Raw genomic sequence first — 17,374 nt, 5'->3', positions numbered from 1 at the left:
CCGGCCGGGAACGTCGCGCTAGGCCGAGTACGACTCCTTGGCCAGGCGGCGGACGCGGGCCTCGTCGATGCGGTGGCCCAGGCCCGGCTGGGTGAGTGGCACGGCCACCACGCCGCCGGAGGCGCCGACCGGCGGGTCGACGATCTGCGCGCTGCGCGGCGGTTCGGCCACGTCGCAGGGCAGGGTGCAGCCGGGCAGGCTGGCGGCGGCGACGGTGGCCGCGCGGGCCAGCCCGGTGCCCCGGCCTCCGGCGCAGGCGATCTCCCATCCGGCGCGCACCGCACGATCGTGCACCCGCCGCACCTCGCGCAGGGAGCCCAGGGCCGATGGGCGGAGCAGCAGCGCCCTGCCCGCCCTCGCGGCGATCGCCTCGCCCAGTTCCGCGGCCGAGGCGACCTCGAGCAGGACCGGGGCGGCGACGCGCTGCTGCAGGTCGGCGTGGTCGGCCAGGCCGGCGGGACCGGCGAAGGGGCGTTCGATGGCGGAGAGCGTGTAGGCGTCCAGCGCCTCAAGGGCGGCGACGTCGCGGTAGGCGCCACGAGCGTCCACGCTGATGCCCAGCGCGGGGTACGCCTGGCGGACGGCGCGCAGCGGCTCGATGTCCCAGCCGGGATGGACGTCCAGGGTGACGTGGGCGTACCCGGCGCAGACATGCCGGTTCACCCGGGCGACCAGGCTCTCCAGGTTGCGGTCGGCGCCGATCCTGACGGTGGCCATGAGGGAGGTACGGGTACCGCCCAGCGCGTGGGCCAGCGGCACTCCGCGCATCCTCGCCCACAGGTCCCAGCAGGCCATGTCGGCGGCGGATCCGCCGGGGACGGCGCCGAGTTCGTCGGGGTGCTCCCAGTCGACGCCGATCAGCGCCTGCGCGAGCCCCTCCTCCAGCGCGACCCAGGTCTTGGGGTCGGCGTCGACGACCTCGCCCCACCCGGTCATGCCCCCGTAGTCGGTGAGCCGGACGAGGATGCTCTCCGGCCGCCTGCCGTACGGCAGGACCAGCCGGAACACCTCAAGCTCACGGACACGCGGCATGACCCCTCCTTGACCTCTCCGAACCCGGGAAATTCAAGCTCCTAAAACACGAATCCCGCCCGAAGGCGGGACTCCCCTCAACACCACCGGGAACGGCGTTCTTCCATGGTGCCACGGCGGCCCGCGAATGCCTCCCGCTTGTGAGGGTGGGTTTTGGTCCAGTTTTTCCGATATTTCCGGCGCTTTCGGCGTGGAGAGAACTCAGGTCGGGTAAGGGGGCGCCCCAGGAAGAGCTCAGCCCCGGACAGAGGCGTCGGCTCTGACCCGGGCGCCGACCAGGATTCCGGTGGTCGCCATCAACGCCGCCAGCCCGAAACAGAGCAGGTAGGCGACGGCCGAGGCGCCCAGTGCCGCCAGGAGCGCGCCGGCGACCGCGACGGAGACGACCGTGTACACCGACTCCGCGACTCCCAGCGACGCGCTGTTCTCCCCCTCCTCCCCCGGGGGTGACAACTCCAGGACGAGTACCGACAGCGTCGGGTACACGATGCCCATGCCGAGCCCCAGGACGATCTCCCCGAGGAAGGCGGTGGCGACCGGGACGACGGCGAAGACCGTCAGGCCCATCAGCACGAGTCCCGCGGCGATCAGCGCCGAGCCGCAGCGCAGCACCAGTGCCCGGTCGAAACTCCGGCGGCCCACGACCCACGAGCCGAACGACCAGCTCAGCGCGCCACCGGTCAGGGTGAGCCCGGCCATGGTCAGCGACAGGCCGCGCTCCTGGTTGAGCATCAGCGGCAGGAACGCCTCCCCGCCGATGGCCGCGCCCGCCGCGATGCCCCGCAGTGAGATCACCGAGGGCAGGCCCCTGGCCGCGCGCAGGGTTCCCTCGGGGAGCAGCCGGGGCAGCGCCGCGACCAGCGTGGCCAGACCGACGACGAGCAGGACGAACCCGGCGCCGCGCGCCGCGCCCCCGTACTGCATCAGTGCCGCGCCGACCGCGACGAGCACCGCCCAGCCCAGCCGTCGCGCGATCGAGGAGCGCGGACCGGTCTGCGGCCGGTCCGACATGGGCGCGGCGGCCAGCCCGCGCCAGAGCAGCAACATCGCGGGAAGGAGGAGCACCGTCACGCCGATGAAGACCCAGCGCCAGCCCGCGTACTCCACCACGAGGCCGGTGATCACCGGCCCGACCATGGAGGGCACCACCCAGGCCGTCGCGAAGATCGAGAACACCCGGGGGTGCGTCTCTGCCGGGTAGACCCGCGAGACCAGCACGTACATCGCGACCTGGAAGACGCCTCCGCCGAAGCCCTGCACGAAACGGCCCACGACGAACACGTCCATCGTCGGCGCCGCCCCGGCCACGACCAGCCCCGCGGCGAAGAGCGCCACGCCGGCCCAGAGCGGCGCCATCGGCCCCCTGACGTCGCCCCATCGCCCACCCAGCACCGTCGCGATCACCCCGGCCGCCATCGCCCCGCTGAACGCCAGCCCGTACAGCGCGTGACCGTCCAACTCGTCGGCCACGACCGGCATGGCGGTGGCCACCGCCAGGTACTCGAAGGCGACCAGGGAGATGAGCGCCACCATCCCGACGGTCAGGGCACGGTGCCGCGGGGCGAATATCCCGGCAGCACGCTTTTCGCCCGTCATGGTAATCATGGGCCGACGGTACGCCCGGCGCCCCGCCCCTGGCATCGGGCTTCCGTGTCAGTCCTTGGTCGTAGGACCGGCGTCTCGGATGTGCGAGACCAGACCTCCCAGCAGCAGGTCGAGCCCGAACTCGAACCGCTCCGTGCCGTTGGCGTCCATCAGGTCGTCGATCCGGGCGACGAGGTTGGGGAACCGGTCGGCGGGCAGGCCCCGGTAGAACGTGGCGATCTGGCCGAAGAACTCGCTCATGAACTCCCCCAGTTCCTTGCCGCTGCCGCGCTGCCGGTTGACATAGAGAGAGCCCTCGTAGGCGTCCGAGCAGACGTACAGGCCGAGACGGTCGATCATCATGGCGGCGGCCTTGGGCGGCACCCCGCCCGCGAGCATGATGGCCAGCTGTCCCTCGGCCACCCGCAGCCCGTTGGGGCCGGTCGGGATGGTGGCCAGGCCGACCTTGGCGATGTCGGCGTGGGCCCTGAACACCAGGAAGGCCTGCATGACCAGTTCCCTGATCTGCTCAAGCCAGCGCTCGGGATCGGGCTCGGGCACCCGGATCTCACTCATGACCTCGTCGTAGATCAGCTCAAGCAGTTCCTCCTTGTTCGCCACATGGGCGTAGAGCGAGGCGGGACCGGTGTCGAGCTCCTGGGCGACGCGGCGCATGCTCAGCGCGTCCAGCCCCTCGGCGTCGACGAGGCGCAGCCCGGTGGCGACGATGAGATCCCTGCTCAGGACGGTTCGCGGGGCACTCGCCTTGCGGGTCTTGCGCCACGGCGGGGCGGGGATCTCGGTCACCCGCCGATCCTATACCGCGACGAATCGCGTTCGCGAACACCGTACTTACCACGAACATCATTCGTTCAACGAACAATGTACTTGACGCAAACACTGTTCGCTTATAAAACCATGTTCGTACAAGACGAACGATGTTCGTCAGTCATTCGACCTCCGATCGGAGCCCCCCATGACCCATACGGTCGAGACCGGACCCTCACCCACCGGCGCGGAGCCGTACCGGTGGCGCTGGGTCGCCCTCTGCGTGGTCCTCACCGCCGAGGTGATGGACCTGATGGACGCGATGATCACAACCATCGCGGCGCCGTCCATCCAGAAGGACCTGGACGGTTCGTCGAGCATGATCCAGTGGCTCAGCGCCGGATACACCATGGCGATGGCCGTGGGTCTCATCACCGGGGGCCGCCTCGGCGACCTCTACGGGCGCAGGCGCATGTTCACCGTCGGCGCACTCGGCTTCACCCTGTGCTCGCTGCTCTGCGGGCTGGCCGTCTCACCGGAGATGCTGATCGTCGCGCGGGTGCTGCAGGGCCTGTCCGGCGCGGTGATGGTGCCGCAGGGCCTCGGCGTGATCAGGGAGGTCTTCCCGCCCAAGGAACTGGCCGCCGCGTTCGGCGCGTTCGGCCCGGTCATAGCGCTGTCCACGGTCGCCGGACCGGTCCTGTCGGGCTGGCTCGTCGACGGCGACTTCTTCGGCACCGGATGGCGCATGATCTTTCTGATCAACCTGCCGGTCGGCCTGTTCGCCCTGCTCGGCGGGCTACGCTATCTGCCCGCGTCACAGCCCTCAGGTGCCTCACGTCTGGATCTGACCGGGATGGGGCTCGTCTCGGCCGCCTCATTCCTACTGGTCTTCCCCCTGGTCCAGGGACGCGACCTCGACTGGCCCGGGTGGACCTTCGTGATGATGGCCGTCTCGATCCCGGTCTTCGCCCTCTTCTGCCTCCACCAGTCCCGCAAGGAGCTCGCCGGCGGCGCCCCGCTGGTCGTGATGAGCCTGTTCCGCAAGCGCGCCTTCGCCGGCGGCCTGGTCACCGGCCTCGTCTTCTTCACCGGGATGGTCGGCTTCTCCCTGGTGTTCGGGCTCTACACCCAGATCGCCCTGGGCTACGGCCCGCTGAAGGCGGGCCTCGCCGGCCTGCCGAACGCCATCGGCACGCTGGTCGGATTCATCCTCGTCAACGCCTCGGGGCTGGCCCGGAAGGTGGGCCGCAGACTGATCCACATCGGCACGGTCGTGATGGCCGGGGGCGTCACGGGGGTCGCCCTCACCCTGAACGTCGCGGGCATGGGCGTCACCCCCTGGCAGCTCGCCCCCGCCCTGCTGGTCACCGGTATCGGGATGAGCCTGATCATGGCACCGTTCTTCGACATCGTGCTGGCCGGGGTGGAGCCCCACGAGACCGGCTCGGCCTCCGGAACCCTCACCGCCGTCCAGCAACTCGGCGGCACGCTGGGCGCGGCCGCGATCGGGACGCTCTTCTTCGGCCTGCTCAAGCGGGACTGGAGCTTCGAGGACTCGATGCTCCTGACGATCTGGGTCTCGGTGGGCCTGCTCGTCGCCACCTTCGTCGCCGCCTTCCTGCTCCCCCTGCGAGCCCGGGACGAGCAGGACAGCGCGCACTGACCCGCGCCCATTCCCGTGGCCTGCCGGTATGCCATGGGAACGGGCGGCGGCACCCCCGCGGGGAGAACCGATCTCCCCGCGGGTACAGTGGCCGGTGGTGCGCCGGGAAGTCTGGTCGGCAGTGGCTGACCCGACCCCGAAAACGGAGCGCTGATGACCAAGACCCCGCCTGGCACGTCCCGCCTGCTCGGCCTGGGCTCGTGGCCCGAGGCCCGTCGCATCGCCGGCATCCTCCGCGAGGAGACCGTCGGCGGAGCGCTGCTGCTGGCCGGTGCGGTGGCCGCCATGATCTGGGCGAACTCCCCGTGGTCGGGCGCCTACGAGGCGCTGCGTGCCTTCAGGATCGGCCCGGCGGCGCTGCACCTGGACCTGAGCCTGGCGACCTGGGCCGCCGACGGGCTGCTGGCGATCTTCTTCTTCGTGGCCGGCCTGGAGCTGAAGCGCGAGTTCGTCGCCGGTGACCTGCGCCAGGTGCGGCGGGCCGCGGTGCCGGTCGCGGCCGCACTCGGCGGGGTGATCGTCCCGGCCGTGCTGTACCTGCTGCTCACCCTCGGCTCCGGTGCCGGTTCCGGCGCGGCGCGGGGCTGGGCGATCCCGACGGCCACCGACATCGCGTTCGCCCTGGCCGTGCTCGCGGTCATCGGCCGGTATCTCCCCACCGCGCTGCGCACCTTCCTGCTCACCCTGGCCGTGGTCGACGACCTGGTGGCCATCATCATCATCGCCCTCTTCTACACCGAGCACCTGTCGGTGCTGCCGCTGCTGGGCGCGCTGCTGCCACTGGCGGTCTTCGCCATGCTGGTACAGCGCCGGGTACGCGCCTGGTGGCTGCTGCTGCCACTGGCCGCCGCCACCTGGGCGCTGATGCACGCCTCGGGCGTACACGCCACCGTCGCCGGCGTGCTGCTGGCCTTCACCGTGCCGGTCCTGCGCGGCGAGCGCGCCGGTGGCCCGGAGGCCGGGCCCGGCCTGGCCGAGCACTTCGAACACCGCCTGCGGCCGATCTCGGCCGGGGTGGCCGTGCCGGTGTTCGCGTTCATGTCGGCCGGGGTGAGCCTCGGCGGCCTGAGCGGTCTGGCCGGCGCCCTGAGCGACCCGGTCGCGGTGGGCGTGGTCGTGGGCCTCGTGGCGGGCAAGCCCATTGGGATCATGCTCGCGACCTGGCTGGTGGCCCGCTTCACCCACGCCCACCTGGACGAGGGGCTGGCCTGGGTGGACGTGGCCGGGCTGGCCATCCTGGCCGGTATCGGATTCACCGTCTCCCTGCTCATCGGGGAGTTGGCCTTCGGCGCCGGCAGCGAGCGTGACGCCCACGTCAAGGTGGCGGTCCTGACCGGCTCCCTGGTCGCGGCGCTGGCCGCGACGGTGATCCTTCGCCTGCGCAACCGCGTCTACCGGCGCATCCACGAGGCCGAAACCGTCGACCGCGACCACGACGGCATCCCCGACGTCTACCAGAGACGTTCCTGAGAGGCCGGGAAGCCTGCTGAGCACGGCGGAGAACCGTGACTCGACGTGCCGCCGGGAGGAGAACCCTCCGAGAGGGCCGCGTGACCGGCCCCGCCCACGACGGCGGCTGATCCGTCACCGGGTCGAGGTGCCGCCTTCGGTCCGAGTTCGGCCCCTGACGTCCTGGAGAAGGTGGGCCCCCGTGGCCTTGCCTCCTTCACCAGGACGGGATCAGGTGGCGGTGCGCTCCAGCCGGCGCTCGGCCCACTGGCCGATGTCGCGGCGCTCGATCGCCGCGGCCATCAGGTCGGGAAAGGCGTCGGGGGTGCAGGCGAAGGCGGGCACCCCCATGGCCGCGAGCGCCGCGGCGTTGTCGTGGTCGTAGAAGGGCGCGCCCTCGTCGGAGAGCGCGAGCAGCACGATCACCTGGACGCCCGCCGCGGTCATCTGGGCGACCCTGCGGAGCATCTCCTGCCGCACGCCGCCCTCGTAGAGGTCGCTGATCAGGATGAAGATCGAATCGTTGGGGCGGGTGATGAGGCCCTGGCAGTAGGCGATGGCCCGGTTGATGTCGGTGCCGCCGCCGAGCTGGGTGCCGAACAGCAGCTCGACCGGGTCGTGGAGCTGGTCGGTGAGGTCGACGACCGCCGTGTCGAAGACGACCAGCGAGGTCTTCAGCGAGCGCATCGAGGCGAGCACCGCGCCGAACACACTGGAGTAGACGACGGAGGCGGCCATCGATCCGCTCTGGTCGATGCAGAGCACCACCTCTCGCTGGACCGCCCGCTGCCTCCTGCCGTATCCGACCAGCCTGGACGGGATCACGGTGTTGCGCTCCGGCAGGTAGTTCCTCAGGTTGGCGCGGATCGTGCGATCCCAGTCGATGTCGGCGACCCGCCTGGGCCGGTGGGTCCTGGCCGAGCGGTCCAGGGCGCCGGTCACGGCGGCCTTCGTCTTCTGAACCAGCCGCCGCTCCAACTCGGAGACGACCTTGCCGACCAGCGCCCTGGCCGACTCCCGCGCCTTCTCCGGCATCACCCGGTTGAGCGACAGCAGGGTGCCGACCATGTGCACGTCCGGCTCGACGGCCTCCAGCATCTCCGGCTCCATCAGCAGCCGGGTCAGGTTCAGCCGCTCGACGGCGTCCTTCTGCATGACCTGGACGACGGTCGAGGGGAAGTAGGACCGGATGTCGCCCAGCCAGCGCGCCACCCTGGGCGCGGAGGCGCCCAGGCCACCGCTCCGCTCGGCCGCCCCCGCACCGGCGCCGTCGTACAGCGCGGCCAGTGCCCCGTCCATCTGGGCGTCGGTTCCGGCGAGCGAGCACCCGGTGCCATCGGCGTCACCGCCCAGGACCATCCGCCAGCGGCGCAACCGCTCATCCATCGCTGCTCCCCGTCCTTCCCAGAATCGCCAGCACGGTCCGCACGGCCGCCGCCGCGCGTTCCTCGTCGAACTCCTCCGCGTCCGGTGCCCGATCCGCACCGCCGGAGCCGAGAGAGCGGACGCGCGAGCCGATCGAACGCCGCTCAGGCGCGGCGAAGGCACCGAACGTCCTGCGGAGCAGGGGCAGCACGTCGACGAAGGTCTCCGGGGCGAGTCCGGTGAGCCACTCGTCGACCAGCCCGAGCAGCCGGGAGTCGTGGACGAGCAGCAGCCCGCCCCCGGAAAGGAACCCCTCGATCCAGGACGCCGCCCTGGCCGGCGGGTGCCCCGCCGACATCGCCAGCGACATCCGACGGCCCGCCTCGGCCGTGTCGAGGTCGGCCGCGTCCAGCAGGATCCTGGTGAGCCGGCCCTCGATGAGCCCGTGCAGGTCACTGCGGCCGGAAGCCCCGCGCAACGCCACCAGCCACCGTCCCTGCGGAGACTCCTCCTCGGGGCGGGCAGCGCCTCCCGAGGCTCCGGTGCTCCTCGCCTCCTTCGCGCCCTCCGGACCGTCCAGGCCCGCGGAACCGGCGGATGCGCCCGGATCACCCTGAGCCCCCGTCTCCCGTGAATCACCGAAGACGCCAGGACCGGCGGGCACGGCTTCGAGCAGGGAGACGGCGGTGTGAACGGCGTCGATGTGACGGATCAGGTCACGGGCGGCGTCGTCGTCGAGGCCGGTGACGGCGCCACCGAGGCCGACGCAGATCCTGGTGAGCATCGCCCAGGCGATGGCGGTCAGGCCGGTGGCGGGGGTGCCGCGCACGTCGCCGTATCGCTGGGCGCGGACCATCGCCGGGAGCGCCGCCATCAGGTGCGTGACGTCGCCGTCGAGCGCGGCCCGCGCCGACAGGGCGTCGAGCACGTGCGGCAGCGCCTCCGGCAGGTCGGCGAGCAGGCAGTGCTCCACCAGGCCGGTGAGCCCGGCCAGCGTGACGCCTCCGGGCGCCCCGCCGCCGGACGGCCCCCCGGTCCCGGACGCACCGCCTCCCCGGCCCGGCATCCCCGAGCCGGGGGTCCCGCCCCCGTCGGCGAGGTCGCGGACGCGGGCGGCGGCCGCGGCCGGGACGGTCGTGCCCCAGGAACTCGCCTCGATCAGGTCGATGTCGAACTCGGGCCGCCAGGTGAGCGACCACGACTCGCGGAAGGTGCCCTTGCTCCGGCTCTCCTGGGGAGTGCCCCAGCCGACGCCGAGCAGGCGGAGCCTGTGCAGCAGCCTGCTGCGCTCCAGGTCGAGAGGTTTGCGCAGGTCGAGGTCGTACTCACGGTCGAGCGCCTCGGGCTTGAGCCTCACCCGCCGCTGCTCCTCGCGCAGGTGGCGCTGGAGGGGGACCATCGGGGTGCTGTCCGGCACCTGGCCGAGCCGCTCCCCCACGACCATGCGCCGCTGGATCAGCTCCACCGGCAGGTCGTCGCCCTCGCACAGCACCGCCCTGACCGCCTCGGTGACCTCCGCCAGCCCGGCCAGGGGCCGTCCCCTGAGCACGGCCAGGCCTTCGGCGAGCCGGACCGCCTCGATGACGTGGGCGGAGGAGACCGGCAGGTCCTCCTCCCGGAGCACCCCGGCCGCCCCGGTCAGCCACCGTTCGACGGGGCGGTCCGGGGAGGCGAACAGATGGTGGTACCAGCCGGGGGAGGTCACACCCGCGCCGTACCCGCTCCAGGAGGCCAGCCGCCCGTACGTCCACGGCACCCAGGTGATCTCGGCCCTGACCTTGGGCAGCCCTCTGAGCAGCGCGTCGTCGGCCTTCACGGTGGGCAGCCCGGCTCCCCAGGGCGCTCCCGCACCCGCCGTGCCCGCCAGCGCGGGGACGTGCCAGGCTCCGCAGACCACGGCGATCCGCTCGAAGCCGTCCCGGATCGCCCTGCGGATCGTGCGCCGCATGAAGGCCTCGCGCCGCGCCTCGTACCCGTCGGCGACGTGTCCCTCGCGGACCGCCTCCACGGCCTGGGCGATCATGTGGAACGGGGTGTCGCCGCGGTGCTCGACGGCGTCCTCCCACCACCGCTCCGGGTCGTCGTATCCGGCGGCGCGGGCGAGGGCCCCGATCGGATCGACCTGTACGGCGTCATCCGCCGTCTCACGATGGAAGCCGGGAACACCCGTGTCCGGCTCCTCTCCTGACCGCGGCTCGGCGTCGCCGGTCGCGCCGGGGCGGGAGGCGAGGCTGTGCGCGGCCGGCAGGTCGCAGAAGCGGACCGGGATGCCCGCCCCGACGGCGTGGCGGAGCGCCTGCCACTCGGGGGAGAACACCGCGAACGGCCAGAACGCGGCGGTGGACGGCTCGCCCGGCACGTGGGCGAGGAGCGCCACCGGCGGCTGGAGGTCGGGGTCACGGGCCAGCTCGACCAGCTCGTCCGCCTCGGGTGGGCCCTCGATGAGCACGATGTCCGGCTTGAGGCGGTCAAGCTCGTCGCACAGGGACCGCGCCGACCCGGGTCCGTGGTGCCGGATCCCCAGCACGGACACACTCATCGTTGCCCCCTGACCGGCGAGGAAGCCGTCTCACCGGCCGGTGGCACCGGCGACGTGACGCGATGGCGACCGCGCGGGGTGGCCGCGGGCGTGCCACCCGATACGGGACCGAGGCCAGGCGAGGAAGTCGCCTCACCGACCGGCGGCATGGCGCGATGGCGACCGCGCGGCCTGATCACCGGTGTGCCACCCGATACGGGACCGGAGCCTGGGACGGAGATCGGGAGCGGCCCCCTCCCGGGGATCACCGCCTCAGCCCGCGTCACGGCAGGCCCGGTAGAAGTCGCGCCAGTCCTGGCGCTCGCGCACCACGGTCTCCAGGTACTCGCGCCAGACGACGCGGTCGGAGACCGGGTCCTGGATCACCGCGCCGGCGATGCCTGCGGCCACGTCGGAGGGGCGGAGCACCCCGTCGCCGAAGTGCGCGGCCAGCGCGATGCCGTTGGTGAGGACGGAGATGGCCTCGGCGGTGCTGAGCGTGCCGCTGGGGGACTTGACCTTGGTGCGGCCGTCCTCGGTGACGCCGGTGCGCAGCTCCCGGAAGACCGTGACGACGCGGCGGATCTCCTCCAGCCCGGTGAGGGTCTCGGGCAGCTCCAGGGAGCGGCCGAGCTGGCCGACCCTGCGGGAGACGATGTCCACCTCCTCCTCGGCGGTGGCGGGCACCGGCAGCACGACCGTGTTGAACCGGCGGCGCAGTGCGCTCGACAGGTCGTTGACGCCGCGGTCACGGTCGTTGGCGGTGGCGATGATGTTGAAACCGCGCTCGGCCTGCACCTCCCGGTTGAGCTCGGGAATCGGCAGCGTCTTCTCCGACAGCACGGTGATCAGCGCGTCCTGGACGTCGGAGGGCATCCGGGTCAGCTCCTCCACCCGGGCCAGCCGCCCCTCGGCCATCGCCCGCATCACCGGGCTCGGCGTGAGCGCCTCCATGGACGGCCCCTCGGCCAGCAGCCTGGCGTAGTTCCAGCCGTAGCGGATGGCCTCCTCCGCGGTGCCCGCCGTGCCCTGCACGAGGAGTGTGGAGTCACCGCTGATCGCGGCGGCCAGGTGCTCCGAGAGCCAGGTCTTGGCGGTGCCGGGCACGCCGAGCAGCAGCAGCGCGCGGTCGGTGGCGAGTGTCGCCACGGCCACCTCGACGATGCGCCGCGGCCCGATGTACTTGGGGGTGATCTGGTCGCCGTCACCGAGGATGTAGGTGGTCACCGCCCAGGGCGACAGTTTCCAGCCCGGCGGGCGGACCCGGTCGTCGCCCTTGGCCAGGACCGCCAGTTCCTCGGCGTACTGGTCTTCGGCGTGGGCCCGCAGAACCGTTGTCACTGTGTGAGCTCCTTCAACATGTCGTCACGGAAACGCAGGAGGGCGGCTACCTCCTGGATGGACGGCTCCGCTGAGAGCCGACCGGCCATGTCGTGCAGTGCCGGATCGATGCGCTCACCGGCGAGCTTGGTCAGCTCGCCGAGGTTCCACGGCTGGGTGCCGGACACATCGATGATCTTCTGGAGGACCGCCGTGGCCAGGGCCGGACCCCACGGGGCCGCGGCCCCGCCGAGAACCATGATCAGTTGGCCGTCCAGGCCGTGCCGCCGTACGAAGTCGGCCGCGACGATCTCCTGCCTGTCGCGGGGCAGCGCGGCCAGCAGGTCGGCGATCGGGTCCCAGGCGAAGAGCTCCAGCGCCCACTCCGGGTCACCCTGGAGAACGGCGGCCCTGACCCAACCGGCCATGACCTCGCGGTTCCAGTCGACGATCTTCATGCGGACCAGCTCCCCGGGCGACCGGCCGAGCAGCCGGGGCCAGACGCCCAGCGGGGTGCGGGCCACGGCCTGCTGCAGCCACCAGCCCCGCTCGCCCGTCCCCCGGGGCGCCTTCGCCCGGATGCCGTCGCGCTCCATGGCGCTGTCGCAGGCCACCGGCGGGTCGACGTGGATCTCACCGCCGGCGACGGTGACATACCGGGCGACGCGCTCCGCCATGCGCAGGGCCAGGCGCGATCCGGGGAGCCGGGTGAGCAGGTCGGCCGCCTGGTGGCGGACCTCGCGGCGGCGGTCGTCGAGCGCGGACTCCAGGAACGGCTCGTCCTCAAGCGACAACCCCGTGGTGAGAGCCTCCAGGAACGCCGCCCTGTCATCGGGACTCTCCTTCTCCCAGGTGGCGGCGAGCAGTTCCCTGGCCCTCGCCGGATCGGCCGCCCGCAACTCGCCCAGATGGACGCGACGGTCACCCGAGGTGCCGAACTCCCAGACCTGCGAGGTCGGCCCAGAGTCGGTCGCGGCCACTCCCGTGACCTCCTCGAGCAGGAAACCCCACGCCGGGTTCAGCCCCGCCAGCCAGCGCCCCCGGTTGCCCGCCAGGACACCGAGATACGGCCGGATCGACCTGTCCCTGACCGCGTGGTCGAGAAGCTCGGGCAGCAGGTGGGGCGAGAGGCGGTAGCCACGCCCGGCCGCGGTCTCCAGCCACTCGGTGAGCAGTCTCGGCTGCTCACCACCGAGAACGCGGGCAAGCCGGTCGCCCGCGGCGCGCGAGACCTCCGGCTGCTCCTCGGGCGCCGCGAGACTCGGCGGCTCGCCCGGGGCGACCGGCCGCCGCCCCGCGCGCATCCGCAGCGTGTGCACGGCCGCGCGCCCGAGCAGCTCGACCTCGCTCGCCCCCTCTCCGGGCAGCGGGCGCCGGTCGGTCCCGACGAGCGCGGTGGACACCAGCTCCTCCCAGTCGGCGGAGGCGTTCACAGGGCGATCACCCGGCCTTCCTCATCCCAGGTCGTGAGGGGGCGCAGGCCCCTCGGGGTCCATTCGGCGGCGACGGTCAGCGGATGGCCGCCCGAGGTGGCGACCAGCCGCCACGGGGTTCCCGCGGACGGGTGGAGCGGCAGCCCGCCGGAGGGCCCGGCCAGGAGCCGCGAACCACTCCCCGCGGGGGTCACCCCCTCCAGCACGAGCGGCCAGGAGTCGAGCCAGGGGTCGCCCGCCAGAGCCTCGGCCACCTCGTCCAGTGCCCGCTCGATGCTCTGGCCGGGCGGCGGGCCGGCCGGGGCGGCGTCGTGCCGGGCGGCGACCACCGCGCGCAGCGGAGTCGAGCCGGGGTAGAACGCCAGGTCGGCGTCCATGGTCGTGCCGGTGACGAGCGAGGCGTCGAGAGCCTGTCCGACCGGTGCGAACGAGAGCACCAGTGCCGCCCTGCCCGTCTGGCGCCCGCGCAGCCAGACCCGGCGCGCGATCAGCCGGTCGTGCTCCTCGTCGCGCCGTCCCAGCACGTCCCACAGGTCGCGGACGACCTCCCCCGCGAGCACCTCCTCCTTCGTCACCGAGAAACCGACCCGGTCGCGCACCCTTTCCAGGAGCCCCGCGGGCGCGGCCTCCGGCACATCCCCCGGGCCGCCACCGGTCCCGTCGCCGGTTACGTCGCCGGTCCCTTCGCCGGCCGGAGCCGCGAGGTTGCGGTGGGCCACGCAGAGCAGGTGCAGCAGCGCGTACTCGCTGAGCAGGCGGGCGGGCCAGTCATCGCCGTCCAGCACGGCGGGCAGGCGCGACAGCGAGCCCGCGACGGCGGGCGCCTGGGCGTCGATCAGGCGCTTGACCAGGTCGTCCCACTGGTCGTGACGCCGTGACCCGGCGAGGCCCTGCCTGACCTGGTCGGCGAGCCAGCGCTCCAGATCCGACAGACCGGCGCTCACGCGCTGCTCGCGCAGCGCGGCCCGGCGGCCGTCGGCGGGAGCCGCCTCGGCAGACCTGGCGGCGCGGGTCGCCCCGGCCTCCACCGCCCTGGCCGCGCGGTCGCGCCGCCCGTCGAGCCACTCACCCACCCAGTCGGCGACCTCCTCCGCGACGGGGACACCGTCGGCCGACCACAGGAGCAGCAGGCCGAGAGCGTGCTTGCACGGGAACTTCCTGCTGGGGCAGGTGCATCGGTAGGCGGGCTCGGACAGGTCGACGCAGGCCCGGTAGGGCTTGGAGCCGCTGCCCGCGCACTCGCCCCACACCGCGTCGGCGGTGACTCCGGTCCCCGACCACTTTCTGGGGGAGGAGATTGTCCCGGCCGCTTTCTGGGACGAGGCGTCGGGCGCGAGCGCCAGCACCTGATCCCGGTTCCACCGTTCGATCACGGACCGAACCTAGCCAACCCCTCCGACAAATCCGGACCACTCACCCCGCAGGACGATCTCCGTCACCCCGGTGACTCCCGCACCGATCGGCAGCCCTCGTCGCGCCCGGTACGCGCGCCTCCTCGCGCGCCCGCCCCGCCGACCGTCCAGACGGCCTCCGCCGCGGGGCCCCCGCACCGTCCGACACCCACGCGTCGGCAATACGTCGGTGCGCACCCGGACCTCATACGGTCCGTCCGAGGAGCCGGGTCCCTAGAATCGGTGCGATGACGACCTCTTCCCGTCCTCCGCTCGCCGAGACCCTGGACCTGCTGCCGCACCCCGAGGGTGGCTGGTTCCGCGAGACCTGGAGAACCTCCGTCGACCTCACCCCGCCCGGGTACACCGGAGCGCGGGCCACCGCGACGGGGATCTACTTCCTGCTGGGGCCCGGCGAGGAGTCGCGCCCGCACGTGGTCGCCTCCGACGAGGTGTGGCTCTGGCACCGGGGCGGCCCGCTGACACTGGTCCTCGGCGGCCACGAGGGCCAGCCCACCCACTCCGTGACCCTGGGTCCGCTGGTGGAGGAGGGCCAGGTCCCGCAGGCGGTGGTGCCCGGCGGCACCTGGCAGGCCGCCCGCCCCGCCGGGGACGAGGCCGTGCTGGTGAGCTGTGTGGTGTCCCCGGGTTTCGACTTCGCCGACTTCCGGCTGATGTGACGGCCTCGTCCTTCGCGGGGAGAATGCGGTCACAGGTCCATACCGGGAGGTCGAAGGTGACCAGCGAGATCGTCTCCGTCATCGGCGGAAAAGAAGCGTCCAACGGCACCGCCTACGAGTCGGTCAACCCGGCTCGCCTGAACGAGGTGGTCGCGCGGGTCCGGCTGGCGGACGCGAGCACGTTCTCCTCCGCGTGCCGCACGGCCACCGCGGCCCAGCGGGAGTGGTCTCGGGTTCCCGCGCCCGTCCGGGGGCGGGTGATCGCCTCGATCGGGCGGCTGGTGGAGGCCAACGCCGAGGAACTGGCCCGCCTGGTCACCCGCGAGATCGGCAAGCCGTACGCCGAGGCGCTGGGCGAGGTACGCGAGATCGTCGACACCTGTGACTTCTTCCTCGGCGAGGGCAGACGGCTGTACGGGCAGACGGTTCCCTCAGAGATGCCGGACAAGAACCTGTTCACCTTCCGGGTCCCCGTGGGAGTGGCCGCGGTGATCACGGCGGGAAACTTCCCGGTCGCGGTGCCGTCGTGGTACCTGGTCCCGGCGCTGCTGTGCGGCAACGCGGTGGTGTGGAAGCCCGCCGAGTACGCGGCGGCCTCCGCGCACGCGCTCTACCGGCTGTTCACGGCGGCCGGGCTGCCCGACGGCGTGCTGAACCTGGTCCTCGCCGACGGTGCCACGACGTTCGAGGGCCTGGAGTCGGCGCTGGCCGAGGGCACGGTGCACAAGGTCGGGTTCACCGGATCCACCGCGGTGGGCCGCGCCGTCGGCGAGCTGTGCGGGCGCCACCTGCAGTCCCCCTGCCTGGAGCTGGGCGGCAAGAACCCGATGGTGGTCATGCCGGACGCCGACCTGGACCTGGCCGTGGAGGGCGCGCTGTTCGCGGGCTTCGGCACCGCCGGGCAGCGTTGCACGTCACTCGGCACGGTGATCGTGCACGAGAGCGTCCACGAGGAGTTCCTCCGCCGGTACGCGCGCGCCGTGGCGGAGGCGGCGATCGGCGACCCCGCCGGGGACGTGCTCTGCGGCCCGCTGCTCGAGGAGAGGTTCGCCTCGCGCTACGAGGAGTACCTGGGCTGGATCCAGCCGCACCACACCGTCGTCTCCGGTCCCACCGGCCGCATCACCCCGGACAACCCACGCGCCGGCTTCACCGGGGAGGGCGGCCTCTACTACCACCCGGTGGTCGTGGACGGCGTCCGCCCCGGCGACCGGCTCTTCCTTGAGGAGACCTTCGGCCCCATCGTCGGCGTGACCGCCTTCAGCACGCTGGAGGAGGCCGTCGAGTTGGCCAACCTTCCCGGCTACGGGCTCTCCTCCTCCATCTACACCACCGACCCGAAGTCGGCGTTCCACTTCCGCGCCGGCATCGGCGCGGGCATGGTGAGCGTCAACAACTCCACCTCCGGCGCGGAGGCTCACCTGCCCTTCGGCGGCAACGGCAGATCCGGCAACGGCAGCCGCCAGTCGGGGGTATGGGTTCTCGACCAGTTCACCCGCTGGCAGGCGATGAACTGGGACTACTCGGGCAGGCTGCAGAAGGCCCAGATGGACGTCGCCGAGATCGTCCCCGACCTGGACTTCCGCCTCTGATACCCGGTGACCACCGGACCCCGCCCCGCGGCGGGGTCCGGTGGTCCGTGGCGGCGGGTTCAGTGGTGGGGAATCACGTGTTCGAAGAGCTCGAAGCTGGTGAAGAGCAGGAACGCGGCCACGATGAGGGAGTACAGCAGGGCCGGCTGCGGCACGCGGCGACGCGGCCGGGGCCCGGCGGGCGAGGCACCGGCTCCCAGCGCGGGGACCGGGGCCGGACCGGGGTCTGGGGCCGGGGCGGGGCCGGGGGTGAGAGTGGCGGCGGGGAACGGGGTGCCGTTCTGGGGGTGCGCGCCCACCGGGAAGACGCGAACACCGTCACAGCCGCAGGCGGGGCAGCTCAGTCCCGACCAGGGCGGCTGGACCATGACGCCCGACCTCAGCCAGAGCACGACGTCGTGTCCGTGCCCGTCGGTCAGGTGACGGACGAGGTACTCCTCCTGCCAGAGGTGCCCGCAGCGCGTGCACCCCAGTGGCCAGGTCTCGTGAGCGCTGAACTCCTCGTGCACGAGGACCACCCCCATTGTGTCAGCGAACATCCCATCTGAGTGTGGGCGCCCTCCCCCGTTACAGCAA

Annotated in this window: 13 protein-coding genes; 4 read left to right on the top strand and 9 right to left on the bottom strand. The window is 72.5% G+C overall.

The annotated features are described in order from the left end of the window. Nucleotides 1-18: 18 nt before the first annotated feature. The 3 genes from ABT061_RS14260 to ABT061_RS14250 form a co-directional block, all read right to left on the bottom strand. Nucleotides 19-1,032 (bottom strand): enolase C-terminal domain-like protein, encoded by a 1,014-nt coding sequence (locus tag ABT061_RS14260; RefSeq protein WP_350916422.1) that lies wholly within the window; start codon nucleotides 1,030-1,032, stop codon nucleotides 19-21. Between the two features lie 234 nt (nucleotides 1,033-1,266). Beyond that, nucleotides 1,267-2,637 (bottom strand): MFS transporter, encoded by a 1,371-nt coding sequence (locus ABT061_RS14255; protein ID WP_350916419.1) that lies wholly within the window; start codon nucleotides 2,635-2,637, stop codon nucleotides 1,267-1,269. A gap of 48 nt (nucleotides 2,638-2,685) precedes the next feature. After that, the gene (locus tag ABT061_RS14250; protein ID WP_350916416.1) at nucleotides 2,686-3,423 is read right to left on the bottom strand and encodes a TetR/AcrR family transcriptional regulator; all 738 of its coding nucleotides are present in this window, start codon (nucleotides 3,421-3,423) and stop codon (nucleotides 2,686-2,688) included. A gap of 169 nt (nucleotides 3,424-3,592) precedes the next feature. Between ABT061_RS14250 and ABT061_RS14245 the strand changes: the two genes are divergently transcribed. Then, on the top strand, nucleotides 3,593-5,050 hold the full coding sequence (locus ABT061_RS14245; protein ID WP_350916413.1) for an MFS transporter: 1,458 nt from the start codon (nucleotides 3,593-3,595) through the stop codon (nucleotides 5,048-5,050). A gap of 153 nt (nucleotides 5,051-5,203) precedes the next feature. After that, complete coding sequence (gene nhaA / locus ABT061_RS14240) at nucleotides 5,204-6,520, top strand: Na+/H+ antiporter NhaA (RefSeq protein WP_350916410.1); 1,317 nt, start codon at nucleotides 5,204-5,206, stop codon at nucleotides 6,518-6,520. 210 nt (nucleotides 6,521-6,730) lie between these two features. Here the strand turns inward: nhaA and ABT061_RS14235 are convergent, their stop codons facing one another. The 5 genes from ABT061_RS14235 to ABT061_RS14215 all read right to left on the bottom strand — a co-directional run bounded on the left by ABT061_RS14235 (nucleotide 6,731) and on the right by ABT061_RS14215 (nucleotide 14,508). After that, on the bottom strand, nucleotides 6,731-7,885 hold the full coding sequence (locus ABT061_RS14235) for a VWA domain-containing protein (protein ID WP_350916407.1): 1,155 nt from the start codon (nucleotides 7,883-7,885) through the stop codon (nucleotides 6,731-6,733). After that, entirely contained in the window at nucleotides 7,878-10,403 is a 2,526-nt protein-coding gene (locus ABT061_RS14230; RefSeq protein ID WP_350916404.1) for a DUF5682 family protein, read from the bottom strand. The genes ABT061_RS14235 and ABT061_RS14230 overlap by 8 nt, the downstream gene beginning before the upstream one ends. Before the next feature lie 252 nt (nucleotides 10,404-10,655). After that, nucleotides 10,656-11,723, bottom strand: coding sequence for an ATP-binding protein (locus ABT061_RS14225; protein WP_343980120.1), 1,068 nt, complete (start codon nucleotides 11,721-11,723; stop codon nucleotides 10,656-10,658). Then, the gene (locus ABT061_RS14220; RefSeq protein ID WP_350916400.1) at nucleotides 11,720-13,135 is read right to left on the bottom strand and encodes a DUF5691 domain-containing protein; all 1,416 of its coding nucleotides are present in this window, start codon (nucleotides 13,133-13,135) and stop codon (nucleotides 11,720-11,722) included. The genes ABT061_RS14225 and ABT061_RS14220 overlap by 4 nt, the downstream gene beginning before the upstream one ends. Then, on the bottom strand, nucleotides 13,132-14,508 hold the full coding sequence (locus ABT061_RS14215; RefSeq protein WP_350916397.1) for an SWIM zinc finger family protein: 1,377 nt from the start codon (nucleotides 14,506-14,508) through the stop codon (nucleotides 13,132-13,134). Before ABT061_RS14215 ends, ABT061_RS14220 begins: the two co-directional genes overlap by 4 nt. A 266-nt stretch (nucleotides 14,509-14,774) precedes the next feature. Between ABT061_RS14215 and ABT061_RS14210 the strand changes: the two genes are divergently transcribed. Continuing rightward, the gene (locus tag ABT061_RS14210; protein WP_350916394.1) at nucleotides 14,775-15,206 is read left to right on the top strand and encodes a cupin domain-containing protein; all 432 of its coding nucleotides are present in this window, start codon (nucleotides 14,775-14,777) and stop codon (nucleotides 15,204-15,206) included. A gap of 56 nt (nucleotides 15,207-15,262) precedes the next feature. Continuing rightward, on the top strand, nucleotides 15,263-16,798 hold the full coding sequence (locus tag ABT061_RS14205; RefSeq protein ID WP_350916391.1) for an aldehyde dehydrogenase family protein: 1,536 nt from the start codon (nucleotides 15,263-15,265) through the stop codon (nucleotides 16,796-16,798). A 59-nt stretch (nucleotides 16,799-16,857) separates the two neighbouring features. Here ABT061_RS14205 and ABT061_RS14200 read toward each other — a convergent pair whose 3' ends face one another. Continuing rightward, nucleotides 16,858-17,337, bottom strand: coding sequence for a hypothetical protein (locus ABT061_RS14200; protein ID WP_350916388.1), 480 nt, complete (start codon nucleotides 17,335-17,337; stop codon nucleotides 16,858-16,860). Nucleotides 17,338-17,374 lie beyond the last annotated feature (37 nt).

The sequence above is a fragment of the Streptosporangium sp. NPDC002544 genome (genome assembly GCF_040295965.1).
Taxonomy (GTDB): Bacteria; Actinomycetota; Actinomycetes; order Streptosporangiales; family Streptosporangiaceae; genus Streptosporangium.
The sequence above is the reverse complement of the archived record's forward strand: the minus strand, read 5'-3'. Positions and strand labels throughout refer to the sequence as shown.